This window comes from Streptomyces cinnamoneus (genome assembly GCF_014650495.1).
GTDB classification, from domain to species: domain Bacteria; phylum Actinomycetota; class Actinomycetes; order Streptomycetales; family Streptomycetaceae; genus Streptomyces; species Streptomyces cinnamoneus.
Map to the genome: position 1 here is coordinate 1 of NZ_BMVB01000009.1, position 14,369 is coordinate 14,369.

Annotated in this window: 6 protein-coding genes, 1 tRNA gene and 1 rRNA gene; 7 read left to right on the top strand and 1 reads right to left on the bottom strand. The window is 70.9% G+C overall.

Annotated features, from left to right (window positions below; genetic code table 11):
- The 3 genes from rrf to IE182_RS15355 all read left to right on the top strand — a co-directional run.
- Positions 1-75: ribosomal RNA gene (rrf, locus tag IE182_RS15345) — 5S ribosomal RNA — on the top strand; the annotation flags it as partial.
- 118 nt (positions 76-193) lie between these two features.
- Positions 194-886: a DegT/DnrJ/EryC1/StrS family aminotransferase gene (locus IE182_RS15350; RefSeq protein WP_190110370.1), complete on the top strand. Its 693-nt coding sequence runs from the start codon at positions 194-196 to the stop codon at positions 884-886.
- 47 nt (positions 887-933) lie between these two features.
- Positions 934-1,009 (top strand) — tRNA-Thr (locus IE182_RS15355).
- Between the two features lie 58 nt (positions 1,010-1,067).
- Here the strand turns inward: IE182_RS15355 and IE182_RS15360 are convergent.
- The gene (locus IE182_RS15360) at positions 1,068-3,722 is read right to left on the bottom strand and encodes a SpoIIE family protein phosphatase (protein WP_229844839.1); all 2,655 of its coding nucleotides are present in this window, start codon (positions 3,720-3,722) and stop codon (positions 1,068-1,070) included.
- 212 nt (positions 3,723-3,934) lie between these two features.
- Here IE182_RS15360 and IE182_RS15365 point away from each other — a divergent pair, with 212 nt between their 5' ends.
- The 4 genes from IE182_RS15365 to IE182_RS15380 all read left to right on the top strand — a co-directional run bounded on the left by IE182_RS15365 (position 3,935) and on the right by IE182_RS15380 (position 14,275).
- Positions 3,935-9,433: a HAMP domain-containing protein gene (locus tag IE182_RS15365; RefSeq protein WP_190110371.1), complete on the top strand. Its 5,499-nt coding sequence runs from the start codon at positions 3,935-3,937 to the stop codon at positions 9,431-9,433.
- Between the two features lie 244 nt (positions 9,434-9,677).
- Entirely contained in the window at positions 9,678-10,364 is a 687-nt protein-coding gene (locus IE182_RS15370; protein ID WP_190110372.1) for a response regulator, read from the top strand.
- 122 nt (positions 10,365-10,486) lie between these two features.
- On the top strand, positions 10,487-13,243 hold the full coding sequence (locus IE182_RS15375) for a DNA translocase FtsK (RefSeq protein ID WP_190110373.1): 2,757 nt from the start codon (positions 10,487-10,489) through the stop codon (positions 13,241-13,243).
- A 216-nt stretch (positions 13,244-13,459) separates the two neighbouring features.
- Positions 13,460-14,275, top strand: coding sequence for a helix-turn-helix domain-containing protein (locus IE182_RS15380; protein WP_190110374.1), 816 nt, complete (start codon positions 13,460-13,462; stop codon positions 14,273-14,275).
- The last annotated feature ends 94 nt before the right edge of the window (positions 14,276-14,369 follow it).

Below are 14,369 nucleotides of genomic sequence, written 5' to 3' on the forward strand. Positions count from 1 at the left end.
AACCCGGAAGCTAAGCCTTTCAGCGCCGATGGTACTGCAGGGGGGACCCTGTGGGAGAGTAGGACGCCGCCGAACAAATTTTCAGAAAAGCTCTGATGTATGAACCCCGGTTCATACATCAGAGCTTTTTTGTTTTCCCGACCAGCTGCCCGGCGTCATGGCGCGTTAAGGTCTCCCGGGCAGCATCCGGGGCATGAGGACTGCGGAGTTGCTCAGGACGGCACGTGTGGGCGCCGGCGACGAGGTCATCGTGCCCTCGTACGCCACCGCCGCCACTGCCGAAGCAGTGCGGGACGCCGGGGCGCTGCCCGTGTTCGCGGACATCGACTCCCGGAGCCTCTGCCTCGACCCCGCCTCCGTGGCCCGCGCCGTCACCGCGCGGACCGCCGCCGTCGTGGCCGTACCCCTCTTCGGCCACCCCGCCGACCTGGCTGCTCTTCAGGCCGCCGTCGGACAGGGGGTTCCCGTCCTCGACCCCACCGACGGCGAGGACGAAGAAGGGGAAAGGGAAGAGGACATCGCCCGGCGGCGGGCCAACGCCGCTCATCTCGACGCCCGGCTGACCGGTGTGACGCCCGTCATGTCCCCCGGAGTGCCGCACCGGTACCACTCCTACGTCGTGCGCGTCCCCGGCAACGGTCGTCCCGACCGGGACGCCTTCGCCCGTGCGCTCCGGGCCCGTGGGGTCCGCTGCCGGGTGCCCGTGCAGACGCCCGTTCACCGACTGCCGTCGTTCCGGCGGGAGTTGTGGCTGCCGGAGACCGAGCGGGCGGCCGGGGAATGCCTCGCCCTGCCCGTCGATGCGGGCACGTCGCGGCGCGAGCTGCACCGGCTGGTGGCGGCGTGCAATGCGCTCGGCGGGCTGTTGCCCGCAGTGGCCGCCTGATGGTCAAAAGGACGTCCGAACATCGGGTATGCTTTATCTCGTTGCCGGCCCCAATAGCTCAGTCGGCAGAGCGTCTCCATGGTAAGGAGAAGGTCAACGGTTCGATTCCGTTTTGGGGCTCCACAAAAGAAAGGCCCCCGCCATTCGGCGGGGGCCTTTCTCGTTTCCCGGGCCCGCCGGGTCAGGGCTCCTGACGCTCCGGCACGCGCATGGCGAGGATGGCCATGTCGTCCGATGCGGGCTCCGCGGCGAAACGTTCGACCGCGCGCAGGATGCGGGCGGCGACCGCACCCGCCGTGAGGCCCGTGCACGTGGTCAGGACGTCCGTGAGGCCGTCGTCGCCCAGCATGCGGGTGCCCTCGCGGCGCTCGGTGACGCCGTCCGTGACGCACAGCAGGACATCGCCCGGGTCCAGGGTGACGGTCTGCTCGAACAGCTCCAGGTCCTCCATGACGCCCAGCAGCGGCTGCGGATCGGCCGCCGGTTCGACCGTGCCGTCCTGGCGCAGGCGCAGCGGCAGCGGGTGACCGGCGCAGACGACCTTCAGCAGCGCGCTGCCGTCGGGCTGGGGCCACAGCTCCCCGTAGAGGAGGGTGAGGAAGCGGCTGCGGGCGCCCTCGTCCAGGATGGCGGTGTTGAGCCGTTCGAGGACGGCCGGGCCGCCGAAGCCCTCACGGGCCAGCAGCCGCAGTGCGTGCCGGGCCAGGCCGGTGACGGCGGCCGCTTCCGGGCCCGTACCGCAGACGTCGCCGATGGCGAAACCGTAGGCGCCGTCACGGATGGGGAAGAGGTCGTAGAAGTCGCCGCCCACCTCGTTGCCCTCGCCGGCGGCGCGGTAGATGACCTCGACCTCCACGCCGGGGACGTCCGGCAGCTCCGGCGGAAGGAGGCTGCGCTGGAGGCTCTGACTGATCGCCGTGCGCTCGCTGTAGAGGCGGGCGTTGTCGAGGGCGAGGGCCGCGCGGCGGGAGAGGTCCTCGGCGAGTTCGAGGATCTCCTGGCGGAAGTGGTCGTCGGTGGGCTTGCCGAGGGTGAGCATGCCGATGACGCGGTTGCGGGCCACGAGCGGCAGGACGACCGTCTCGCCGCCGACGGCGGCCGCCGTGGCGAGCGAGGTGCCCGGGGCGGGGACGTGGCCGCTGGCGTCGGTGAGGCCGAGGCTGCGCAGCGACGTGCGCAGTGCGGCGGAGTGCGCGGCCTCGGACGGGGCGGTCCAGACGCGGGCGCCGGGGGTGGGCACGGGGTCGGGCGGGGCGACCTTGGACAGGAGGGCCTTGAGGCCGTCGATGCGGTCCTCGTCCTCGTGGAGGACGTAGGAGAGCTCGGGCTCCGAGGACTGGTCCGCGATGGTGTAGACCGCGCACCAGGTGGCGAGGGTCGGCACGGTCATCTGGGCCATGAGGGCGAGGGTCTGGTCGCGGTCGAGGGTGCCCGCGAGCAGGTCGGACGCCTCGACGAGGAAGGACAGCGATCCGCGGCGCAGGCGTTCGAGCTCGCCCAGGCGGGCGGATTCGACGGCCAGGGCGATGCGGTCGGCGGCGAACTGCAGGCGCAGGGCCTCTTCGTTCCCGTAGCGGCGCGGGGATTCGGCGGCGACGCCGAGGGAGCCGGTGAGGCGGCCCTCGACCTTCAGCGGGACGGTGACGACCGAGCGCATGCCGGTGTCGGTCAGGAGGGGCACGGCGCCGGGCACGGCGGTGAGGTCGTCGTGGACGGCGGGCATGCGGGCCGAGCCGTAGCGGCCGGTGCCGGCCTCGACGGGGACGCGGGCGAAGCGCTGGCGGGTGGAGGGCAGACCTGTGGAGGCGCGCACCTCCAGCTCCGTCTCGTCGTCGGTGGCGAGCAGGAGGTAGGCGGAGTCCCCGTCGAGCATGTCACGGGCGCGCTCGACCGTGCGCTGGAGGAGCCCGTCGAGGTCGTCGGGGGCGGGGGAGCCGATGAAGACCTCGAAGGGGTCGGTCGTGCCGCGGTCGGTGGCGGGGTCGCCTGCGGGGGAGCGGGGCGGGCTCTGCAGGACGGCGCGCTCTTCGTCCCGCACCAGCAGGCAGACGGTCGAGGGGGCCCCGGCGTTGTCGCGGACGCGCAGGTGGGAGGCGTAGACGGGGACGATGCGGCCGTCGGCTCCCCTTATGCCGTACGAGCCCTCCCAGCGGGACAGGCGCAGGGCCTCGGCGATGCCGGTGGAGGTGCCGGGGGTGTGCGGCCAGGCGGCGAGGTCGGGGAGGGGCTTGCCGATGATCTGGTCGGCGCCGAAACCGAAGAGCTCGTGGGCGTCGTCGTTCCAGGCGCTGATGGCGCCGCCGGCGTCGATCTGGACGACGGCGACGCGGACGCGGGCGTCGGCGACCGGCAGGGCCTCGGCGGGCAGGGCGGGGCCGGCGGAGCGGGTGCCCGCGGGACGGTCGGGCAGGTCGAGGCGGAACCAGACCGTCTTCTGCGTTGCGCTGTACTCGACGCCCCAGCGCGAGGCCAGGGCGGCGCACAGCAGCAGGCCGCGGCCGCCCTCGCGATCGACGCTGCCGAACTGACGTGCGGGGCTCTGCACGGGGAGCTCGCGCTCGGGATAGCGGTCGGCGACCTCGATGCGCACGCCGGAGTCCATCCGTACGCACAGGACGTCGGCGGCGGTGCCGGCGTGGACGACGGCGTTGGTGACGAGCTCGCTGGTGAGGACGACGGCGTCGTCGATGACGTCGGGGAAGCCCCAGCCCTGGAGAGTGTCCCGGACGAAGGCCCGGGCGGCGGCGACCGAGCGTCCGACCGGCTCGAAGGTGGCGGCAGCCCGCGCGGTGATCACAGGTCTCCTCGTGTACGTTTCGGCGATCTGCTCACGCATGTGCAGCGCCCCTCCATTGCCCTGGCCGGTTGCCAGGTTACTTACCTCCGCCCGGTGGGCGGCTCCCGGTGCACCGGGATTCCACCTTGGGGGTGCCGGTGGACCGTGTGCGATGCTGCCGACTGTTATGGCCTGGTTGGGCCGGGGTGAAACACTGGGAAAGCTCGAAACGAAAGCCCGACGAGGATGATCGACCCAGCGGGAGGGACACGGTGGAGTCTGGCGCAACGGCGCGGGGCGCAAGCACGCGCGCGAAGGGCGGACGGTCCCGGCCCAATGGGACGACGGAAGTCGACACGGCGGCCCTGAACCGGCTGCGGGCGGCTCTGGAGGCGATGCGGGACGGAAACCTCCGCAAGCGGCTGACGGTCTCCGGCGACGGGGCGATGGCCGAGATCGCCGCGGTGTTCAACGAGGTGGCGGACCGCAATCTGCAGTTGACGGGCGAGCTGGCGCGGGTGCGCCGGGTCGTGGGCCGTGAGGGCAAGCTCGCGGAGCGGCTGGAGGTCGGGGCCTGCGAGGGCGCCTGGGCGGCGGCGATCGACGCGTCCAACGCCCTGGTCGACGACCTGGTGCGGCCGGTGTCCGAGGTGGGCCGGGTGCTGTCGGCGGTGGCCGAGGGCGACCTGGAACAGCGGATGGACCTGCGCTCCCAGGGAGCCGACGGGGCGGCGCACCCGCTGCGCGGCGAGTTCCTCAAGGTGGGGCGCACGGTCAACGGGCTCGTGGACCAGCTCTCGGCGTTCACCGACGAGGTGACGCGGGTGGCGAGCGAGGTGGGCACCGAGGGCAAGCTGGGCGGCCAGGCCCGGGTGCGCGGGATGTCGGGTTCGTGGAAGGACCTGACGGACTCCGTCAACACGATGGCGTCCCGGCTCACCGCTCAAGTGCGTGACATCGCGCTGGTGACCACGGCGGTGGCCAAGGGCGACCTCTCCCGGAAGGTCACCGTCCATGTGGACGGCGAGATGCTGGAGCTGAAGAACACCGTCAATACGATGGTGGACCAGCTCTCTTCCTTCGCTTCCGAGGTCACGCGCGTGGCCCGGGAGGTGGGTACCGAGGGCGAGCTGGGCGGTCAGGCGCAGGTGCCGGGAGTGGCGGGGGTCTGGAAGGACCTCACCGACTCGGTCAACCTCATGGCCGGCAACCTCACGGCGCAGGTGCGCGGGATCGCGCAGGTGACCACGGCCGTGGCCAACGGCGACCTCTCGCAGAAGGTCACGGTGAGCGCGCGGGGCGAAGTGGCGCAGCTGGCCGAGACGGTCAATCAGATGACGGAGACGCTGCGGACGTTCGCCGACGAGGTCACGCGCGTGGCCAGCGAGGTGGGCGCCGAGGGCCGGCTGAGCGGTCAGGCGCAGGTGCCGGGTGCGGCGGGTACGTGGAAGGACCTCACCGACTCGGTGAACACGGCCTTCCGCAACCTCACCGGCCAGGTGCGGGACATCGCGCTGGTGACGACGGCCGTCGCCAACGGCGACCTGGGCCTGAAGGTGACCGTCGACGCGGCCGGGGAGATGCTGGAGCTGAAGAACACCGTCAACGGGATGGTGGACCAGCTGCAGTTCTTCGGCGCCGAAGTGACGCGTGTGGCACGTGAGATCGGTGTCGAGGGCGAGCTGGGCGGTCAGGCGCAGGTGCCGGGTGCGGCGGGTACGTGGAAGGACCTCACCGACTCGGTGAACACGGCCTTCCGCAACCTCACCGGCCAGGTCCGCAACATCGCCCAGGTGACCACGGCCGTCGCCAACGGCGACCTCTCGCAGAAGGTCACCGTCGACGTCTCCGGGGAGATGCTGCAGCTGAAGAACACCGTCAACACGATGGTGGACCAGCTGTCGTCCTTCGCCGACCAGGTCACGCGGATGGCCCGGGACGTGGGCACGGAGGGACGCCTGGGCGGTCAGGCCCGGGTGGACGGCGTCAGCGGCACCTGGAAGGAGCTGACCGACTCGGTCAACTTCATGGCGGGCAACCTCACCTCGCAGGTGCGGCAGATCGCCCAGGTGACCACGGCCGTGGCGCGGGGCGACCTGTCGCAGAAGATCGACGTGGATGCCCGGGGCGAGATCCTGGAGCTGAAGAACACCATCAACACGATGGTCGACCAGCTCTCGGCCTTCGCCGAGCAGGTGACCCGCGTCGCCCGGGAGGTCGGTACGGACGGCCGGCTCGGCGGACAGGCGCAGGTGCCGGGCGTGGCCGGCGTGTGGCGTGACCTCACCGACTCCGTCAACGGCATGGCCGGCAACTTGACCACCCAGGTCCGCAACATCGCGCAGGTCGCCACGGCCGTGGCGCGCGGTGACCTGTCGCAGAAGATCGACGTCGACGCGCGGGGCGAGATCCTGGAGCTGAAGAACACCCTCAACACGATGGTGGACCAGCTCTCCTCGTTCGCCGAGCAGGTCACGCGCGTGGCCCGCGAGGTGGGCACCGAGGGCATCCTGGGCGGCCAGGCGGAGGTGCAGGGCGTCTCGGGCACCTGGAAGGACCTCACGCAGTCGGTCAATTTCATGGCCAACAACCTGACGTCGCAGGTCCGCAACATCGCCGAGGTGACGACGGCGGTCGCCAAGGGCGATCTGTCGAAGAAGATCACCGTCGATGCCAAGGGCGAGATCCTGGAGCTCGTCACCACCGTGAACACGATGGTCGACCAGCTGTCCGACTTCGCCGAGCAGGTGACGCGGGTGGCCCGTGAGGTGGGCACCGAGGGTCAGCTGGGCGGTCAGGCGCGGGTGCGGGACGTCACCGGCATCTGGAAGGACCTCACCGACAACGTCAACCTGATGGCCAACAACCTGACCAGTCAGGTCCGCAACATCTCGCAGGTCGCGGGAGCGGTCGCCAACGGCGACCTGACCAAGAAGATCACCGTCGAGGCGCGCGGCGAGGTGGCGCAGCTGGCCGACACCGTCAACACCATGGTGACCACGCTGTCGTCCTTCGCGGACGAGGTCACGCGCGTGGCCCGTGAGGTCGGCACCGACGGCATCCTGGGCGGCCAGGCGCGCGTGCCCGGCGTGAGCGGCACCTGGAAGGACCTCACCGAGTCGGTGAACTCGATGGCGTCCAACCTGACCGGGCAGGTCCGCAACATCGCGATGGTGACCACCGCCATCGCCCAGGGCGACCTCACCAAGAAGATCGACATCGATGCCCGCGGCGAGATCCTGCAGCTGAAGACGACCATCAACACGATGGTCGACCAGCTGTCGTCCTTCGCCGACCAGGTGACCCGGGTGGCCCGCGAGGTGGGTACCGAGGGCCAACTGGGGGGTCAGGCTCGGGTACGCGACGTGGACGGCACGTGGCGCGACCTCACAGAGTCGGTGAACGAGATGGCGGGCAATCTGACCCGGCAGGTACGGGCCATCGCGGAGGTCGCCACGGCGGTGACCCGCGGCGACCTCAATCTCAAGATCGACGTGGATGCGGCGGGCGAGATCCTGGAGCTCCAGGACAACATCAACACAATGATCGCCAACCTCCGCGAGACCACCCTGGCCAACAAGGAGCAGGACTGGCTCAAGGGCAACCTCGCCCGCATCTCCGGTCTGATGCAGGGCCGCCGCGACCTGGAGGACGTCGCCGGCCTCATCATGAGCGAGCTGACGCCGGTGGTCTCCGCCCAGCACGGCGCGTTCTTCCTCGCGCTGCCGACGGGCCCGCACGAGGGGGAGAACGGCGCGGACGCGTACGAGCTGCGCATGCTCGGCTCGTACGGCTACTCCATGGGCTCGATGCCCACGTCCTTCCGGCCGGGCGAGTCGCTCATCGGCACGGCGGCGAAGGAGAAGCGCACCATCCTGGTGGAGAACGTCCCGCCGGGCTACCTGAAGATCGCCTCCGGGCTGGGCGAGGCGCCGCCGGCCCACGTCATCGTGCTGCCGGTGCTGTTCGAGGGGCAGATCCTCGGCGTGATCGAGCTGGCGTCCTTCTATCCGTTCACGCAGATCCAGAAGGACTTCCTCAGTCAGATCGCCGAGATGATCGGCACCAGCGTGAACACCATCAGCGTCAACACCAAGACCGAGGTGCTGCTCAAGCAGTCGCAGGAGCTGACCGAGCAGCTGCGCGAGCGCTCCGCGGAGCTGGAGAACCGGCAGAAGGCACTGGAGATCTCCAACGCCGAGCTGGAGGAGAAGTCCGACCGGCTGGCCCGGCAGAACCGCGACATCGAGGTGAAGAACACCGAGATCGAGGAGGCCCGGCAGGTGCTGGAGGAGCGGGCCGAGCAGCTCGCGGTCTCCATGCGCTACAAGTCGGAGTTCCTGGCCAACATGTCGCACGAGCTGCGCACCCCGCTCAACTCGCTGCTGATCCTGGCCAAGTTGCTCGCCGACAACGCCGAGGGCAACCTCTCCCCGAAGCAGGTCGAGTTCGCCGACACGATCCACGGCGCCGGCTCGGACCTGCTGCAGCTGATCAACGACATCCTGGACCTGTCGAAGGTCGAGGCGGGCAAGATGGACGTCAGCCCGAGCAGGATCGCGCTGGTCCAGCTCGTGGACTACGTGGAGGCCACCTTCCGGCCGCTGACGGCGGAGAAGGGCCTGGACTTCTCGGTGCGGGTGTCGCCGGAGCTGCCCGCCACCCTGCACACCGACGAGCAGCGGCTGCTGCAGGTGCTGCGCAACCTGCTGTCGAACGCGGTGAAGTTCACCGACACCGGCGCCGTCGAGCTCGTCATCCGCCCGGCCGGCGCGGACGTGCCCGACAGCATCCGTGAGCAGCTGCTGGAGGCCGGGTCGCTGCGGGACGCGGACGCCGACATGATCGCCTTTTCGGTCACCGACACCGGCATCGGTATCGCGCAGAGCAAGATGCGGGTCATCTTCGAGGCGTTCAAGCAGGCGGACGGCACGACGAGCCGCAAGTACGGCGGCACCGGCCTCGGGCTGTCCATCAGCCGGGAGATCGCCCGGCTGCTGGGCGGCGAGATCGACGCGGCCAGCGAGCCCGGCCGGGGCTCGACCTTCACCCTCTACCTGCCGCTCAACCCCGGCGAGCTGCCGCCCCAGGGCTATCCGCAGCTGGAGGACGGCCAGGTCGTCGGCGATCCGCAGGGCGCGGTCGGCGGCGGTACGGGCCCGGCCGAGGACGTCTCGCCCGCCCGTCAGGCGGCGGGTCTGTTCCTGCGCCGCCGCCGGGCCGCCGCCCAGGCGGCCGGGCAGCGGTCGGCCCTGTCCGGAGCAGGGCACGGCGAGGGTGCGGTGCCCGGGGCGCGGCTGGGCCGGGCGGCCGACGTCGTCATCCCGCCGGAGCCGTGGCTGAGCGGGCACCACGGGCACGCGGCCGTGGACCACGGCGGCTTCCGCGGCGGCTTCCAGGGCGAGAAGGTGCTGATCGTCGACGACGACATCCGCAATGTCTTCGCCCTCACCAGCGTCCTGGAGCAGCACGGGCTGTCGGTGCTCTACGCGGAGAACGGCCGCGAGGGGATCGAGGTGCTGGAGCAGCACGACGACGTCGTGGTGGTCCTGATGGACATCATGATGCCGGAGATGGACGGCTACGCCACGACGGCGGCGATCCGGCGGATGCCGCAGTTCGCGGGGCTGCCCATCATCGCGCTGACGGCGAAGGCGATGAAGGGCGACCGGGAGAAGAGCATCGAGGCCGGAGCGTCCGACTATGTCACCAAACCAGTCGACACGGATCATTTGCTGACGGTGATGGAGCAGTGGATGCGCGCAGAGTGACGGAATTTCGTTGACTATTTGACTGTGTGCTGACTGAGTGTGGCCAATGACGTGTGGGAACGCGGTATCCGGGGAACCTTCTGGTCCCCCACCGCGTTTCTGCTACGTGCACAGTGACATCGCGGTGACAGGGTGTGGCGACAGGCGGGGTGCGGCTACCATGACCGGCACAAGGACGGGCGGCGCAAGGGAGTCGTCCCCTGGGGCGGCGCCCGGTGCACTGCCGGGGCGAGGAGGACGGGCCATGGTGCAGAAGGCCAAGATCCTCCTGGTCGATGACCGGCCGGAAAATCTGCTGGCGCTGGAGGCCATCCTCTCGGCGCTCGATCAGACACTGGTGCGGGCATCGTCAGGGGAGGAAGCGCTCAAGGCGCTGCTGACGGACGACTTCGCGGTGATCCTGCTGGACGTTCAGATGCCCGGCATGGACGGCTTCGAGACCGCCGCGCACATCAAGCGGCGGGAGCGGACCCGGGACATCCCGATCATCTTCCTCACCGCCATCAACCACGGCCCGCACCACACCTTCCGCGGCTACGCGGCCGGTGCGGTCGACTACATCTCCAAGCCGTTCGACCCGTGGGTGCTGCGCGCCAAGGTCTCCGTCTTCGTCGAGCTGTACATGAAGAACTGCCAGCTGCGCGAGCAGGCGTCCCTGTTGCGGCTGCAGCTGGAGAGCGGCGGCGGCTCCGGCCGGACCGGCGTCATCGAGTCGCAGGAGCCCGCCGGCCTGCTCGCCGAGCTCTCCGCGCGGCTCGCCGCCGTCGAGGAGCAGGCCGAGGCGCTCTCCAAGCAGCTCGACGAGTCCGCCGATGCCGCCGCAGTGGCCACCGCGGCCCACCTGGAGCGCAAGCTCACCGGCCTGCGGCGGGCGCTGGACGCCCTGGAGCCGGGCACGGGCAGCGCCGGCCCGCTTCCCTCGCCAAGCTGACCGCACCCGGGCCGCACCACCTTTGACGCCCCGTCACCGGCTTCACCGCGGCATCACGACACGAATGGGTGAACGCCTGGCCGCACGTGTACCGCACGTCGGACAACGGTAATCTCGGCACCATGGCCTCACGTACGTCCGGCAAGGGTTCCCAGAGCACGGCGGGCAACTCCCAGCAGCGCGCCGGACGTCCCGGGGGCGCCGCGAAGAAGGCGCCCGCGAAGGCGTCTGCGAAGGCGCCCGCGAAGAAGGCGCCGTCCAAGCCCGCGGGCCGGGCACCCGCGCGCAAGGCGACCGCCCGCAAGCCCGCGGCCAAGGCGGCACCCAGGCCGGGCGCCGCCCGCCGCGTCGGCCGCGGCCTGGCCCACGGCGCCGGCAGTGTCTTCCGGGGCGTCGGGCGCGGCGCGAAGGGCCTGGACCCGGCGCACCGCAAGGACGGGCTCGCCCTGCTGCTGCTCGCCGCGGCCCTCGTCGTCGCCGTCGGTACCTGGTCCAGCCTCGACGGTCCCGTGGGCGACCTGATCCGCCTGCTGATCACCGGCGCGTTCGGCCGCCTCGACCTCGTCGTACCGATACTCCTCGCCGTCATCGCGCTCCGGCTCTTCCGTCACCCCGAGCGCCCCGAGGCCAACGGACGGATCGTCATCGGCCTGTCCGCGCTGGTCATCGGCGTGCTCGGGCAGGTGCACGTGGCCTGTGGCTCACCCGGCCGCGGTGACGGCTCGCAGGCCCTGCAGGACGCCGGCGGAATGATCGGCTGGGCCGCCTCCAAGCCGCTGCTCTTCACGGTCGGCGAGATGCTCGCCGTACCGCTGCTCTTCCTGCTCACCGTCTTCGGCGTGCTGGTGGTCACCGCCACCCCGGTCAACGCCATCCCGCGCCGGCTGCGGGAGCTGGGCATCCGGCTGGGGGTCGTCGAGCCGCACCCGGACGAGTACGGGCCGGAGGACGCCGGCGGATACGCCGAGTACGCCGAGGAGTGGCGCGAGGCCCCGCCCGCCCGCCGCCCCCGGCGCGGCGCCGCCGCCGCGGCCGCCGACCCGGCCCGGGCCGAGGCGGAGGCGCTGGACAAGCGCCGCTCCGCACGCCGCGGGCCCGTGGAGCCCCCGGCGGGCCGGGAGCCGGACGCGGTGGACCTCGCCGCGGCGGCCGCCGCCTCGCTCGACGGCGCCGTCCTGCACGGCATCCCGCCCACCCCGCTCGTCGCCGACCTCAGCAGCGGTGTGACCCCGGACGGCGGCCGCGACGGCGGCCTTCGCGACGGCAGGGCCGCCCCCGCCGCGCGCGGGAAGAAGAAGGCGCCGGCCGCCGAAGCGCCGGGGACGGTGCCGGACCTCACCAAGCCCGCGCCCGAACCGGCCGGCGGGCTGCCGGCCCGTGCCGAGCAGCTGCAGCTCGCCGGGGACATCACCTACGCGCTGCCCTCCCTCGGCCTGCTGGAGCGCGGCGGCCCGGGCAAGACCCGCAGCGCCGCCAACGACGCCATAGTGGCCTCGCTGACGAACGTCTTCGCGGAGTTCAAGGTCGACGCCGCCGTCACCGGCTTCACCCGCGGCCCGACGGTCACCCGCTACGAGGTCGAGCTGGGCCCGGCCGTCAAGGTCGAGCGGATCACCGCGCTCACCAAGAACATCGCCTACGCCGTCGCCAGCCCGGACGTACGGATCATCAGCCCGATCCCCGGCAAGTCCGCGGTCGGCATCGAGATCCCCAACAGCGACCGCGAGATGGTCAACCTCGGCGACGTGCTGCGGCTGGCGGACGCCGCCGGCGACGACCACCCGATGCTCGTCGCGCTGGGCAAGAACGTCGAGGGCGGCTACGAGATGGCCAACCTCGCGAAGATGCCGCACATCCTGGTCGCCGGAGCCACCGGTTCCGGTAAGTCGTCCTGCATCAACTGCCTGATCACGTCGATCATGGTGCGGGCCACCCCGGAGGACGTCCGGATGGTGCTCGTCGACCCCAAGCGCGTCGAGCTCACCGCCTACGAGGGCATCCCGCACCTCATCACGCCCATCATCACCAACCCCAAGCGGGCCGCCGAGGCGCTCCAGTGGGTGGTGCGCGAGATGGACCTGCGCTACGACGACCTGGCCGCCTTCGGCTTCCGGCACATCGATGACTTCAACGCGGCCGTGCGCGCCGGCAAGGTCAAGCCGCCGGAGGGCAGCGGGCGCGAGCTCTCGCCCTACCCGTACCTGCTGGTCATCGTGGACGAGCTCGCGGACCTGATGATGGTGGCCCCGCGCGACGTGGAGGACTCCATCGTCCGCATCACCCAGCTGGCCCGCGCCGCCGGCATCCACCTGGTGCTGGCCACCCAGCGGCCGTCCGTCGACGTCGTCACCGGCCTCATCAAGGCCAACGTGCCCTCCCGCCTCGCCTTCGCCACCTCCTCGCTCGCCGACAGCCGCGTCATCCTCGACCAGCCGGGCGCCGAGAAGCTCATCGGCAAGGGCGACGGCCTCTTCCTGCCCATGGGGGCCAACAAGCCGATCCGCATGCAGGGCGCCTTCGTCACCGAGGCCGAGGTCGCGGCCATCGTCCAGCACTGCAAGGACCAGATGGCGCCGGTCTTCCGCGACGACGTCACCGTCGGCACGTCGAAGAAGAAGGAGATCGACGAGGAGATCGGCGACGACCTCGATCTGCTGTGCCAGGCGGCCGAACTCGTCGTCTCCACGCAGTTCGGGTCGACTTCGATGCTGCAGCGGAAATTGCGTGTGGGATTCGCCAAGGCGGGCAGGCTCATGGACCTGATGGAGTCGCGGGGCGTCGTGGGGCCCAGCGAGGGTTCCAAGGCCCGCGACGTGCTGGTGAAGCCCGACGAGCTGGACGGGGTCCTCGCGGTCATCCGCGGGGAGGACCGGCCGTAGCAGAGGACCGGCCGTAGCAGCTGGAAAAGATCCCTGGCCAACCGTTTCTCTCGGGCCCGAGGGCAGTTGAGCGAGAGGGGAGGGGCGATGTGCCACTGCTGTTACCGCAGAGCATTCTGATGGCCTACAAAGTCCGGCTTCCCGCTTGCCCGACCGTTTCGCATCCCCCCTAGACTGAATCTCCAGCAGGTGGCTGCACGCTCGAAAGGCGCCCACGTGTCCATCGGCAACTCCTCAGAGTCAGAGTCAGAGGGTGACCGGCCCTCCGTCGGACGATCCCTTCAGCAGGCCCGCATCAGCGCCGGACTGACCGTGGAAGATGTCAGTTCGACCACCCGCGTACGCATCCCGATCATCCACACGATCGAACAGGACGATTTCACCCGCTGCGGCGGACGCGTCTACGCCCGGGGACACATCCGCACGCTCGCCCGCGCGGTCGGCCTCGACCCCCTCCCGCTCGTCGCGCAGTACGACGCCGAGCACGGCGGGCGTCCCGCGCCCACCCCGGCGGCCCCGCTCTTCGACGCCGAGCGCATCCGGCCCGAGCCGCGGCGCCCCAACTGGACGGCCGCCATGGTCGCCGCGATCGTCGCGGTCGTCGGCTTCGTCGGCTTCACGCTCTTCAGCGGCGGTTCCAAGAGCGGACCGGTCTCGGCCGACCCGGCCACCAGCAAGCCGTCCGCGGCACCGAGCAAGGCCCGGGCGGGGAAGGCGTCGTCCGACCCCAAGGCCGAGGCGTCCGCCAGCGCCATCGCCGGCGTTCCCGCCAACAAGGTCACCGTCAAGCTCACCGCCGAGAACGGCCAGACCTGGATCTCGGCCAAGGACCACAACGGCAAGCTGCTGGAGGAGGGCGTCCTCAAGCAGGGCGCTTCCAAGACCTTCACCGACAGCAAGCGCATCGACCTGGTGCTGGGCAACGCCGGAGCAGTGCAATTGTTCGTGAACGGCAAAGAGGTCAAGAATCTGGCCGACGACGGCCGGGTCCAGCGCCTGAGCTACACCAGGGGCGACCCCGCGGCAGGCTGACCTGGGCGGGAGCCGGGGACGGCAGCCGCACGGACGGGCGCGGAGAGCTTGTGGGTGACCAGGCTCTCCGCGCCCGCCTGCCACTCGGCAACGG

Bases quoted from the DNA above. Each gene is read 5' to 3' on its own strand.
- IE182_RS15350 (WP_190110370.1), top strand. From the start codon at position 194: ATGAGGACTGCGGAGTTGCTCAGGACGGCACGTGTGGGCGCCGGCGAC.
- IE182_RS15360 (WP_229844839.1), bottom strand. From the start codon at position 3,722: ATGCGTGAGCAGATCGCCGAAACGTACACGAGGAGACCTGTGATCACC.
- IE182_RS15375 (WP_190110373.1), top strand. From the start codon at position 10,487: ATGGCCTCACGTACGTCCGGCAAGGGTTCCCAGAGCACGGCGGGCAAC.
- IE182_RS15370 (WP_190110372.1), top strand. From the start codon at position 9,678: ATGGTGCAGAAGGCCAAGATCCTCCTGGTCGATGACCGGCCGGAAAAT.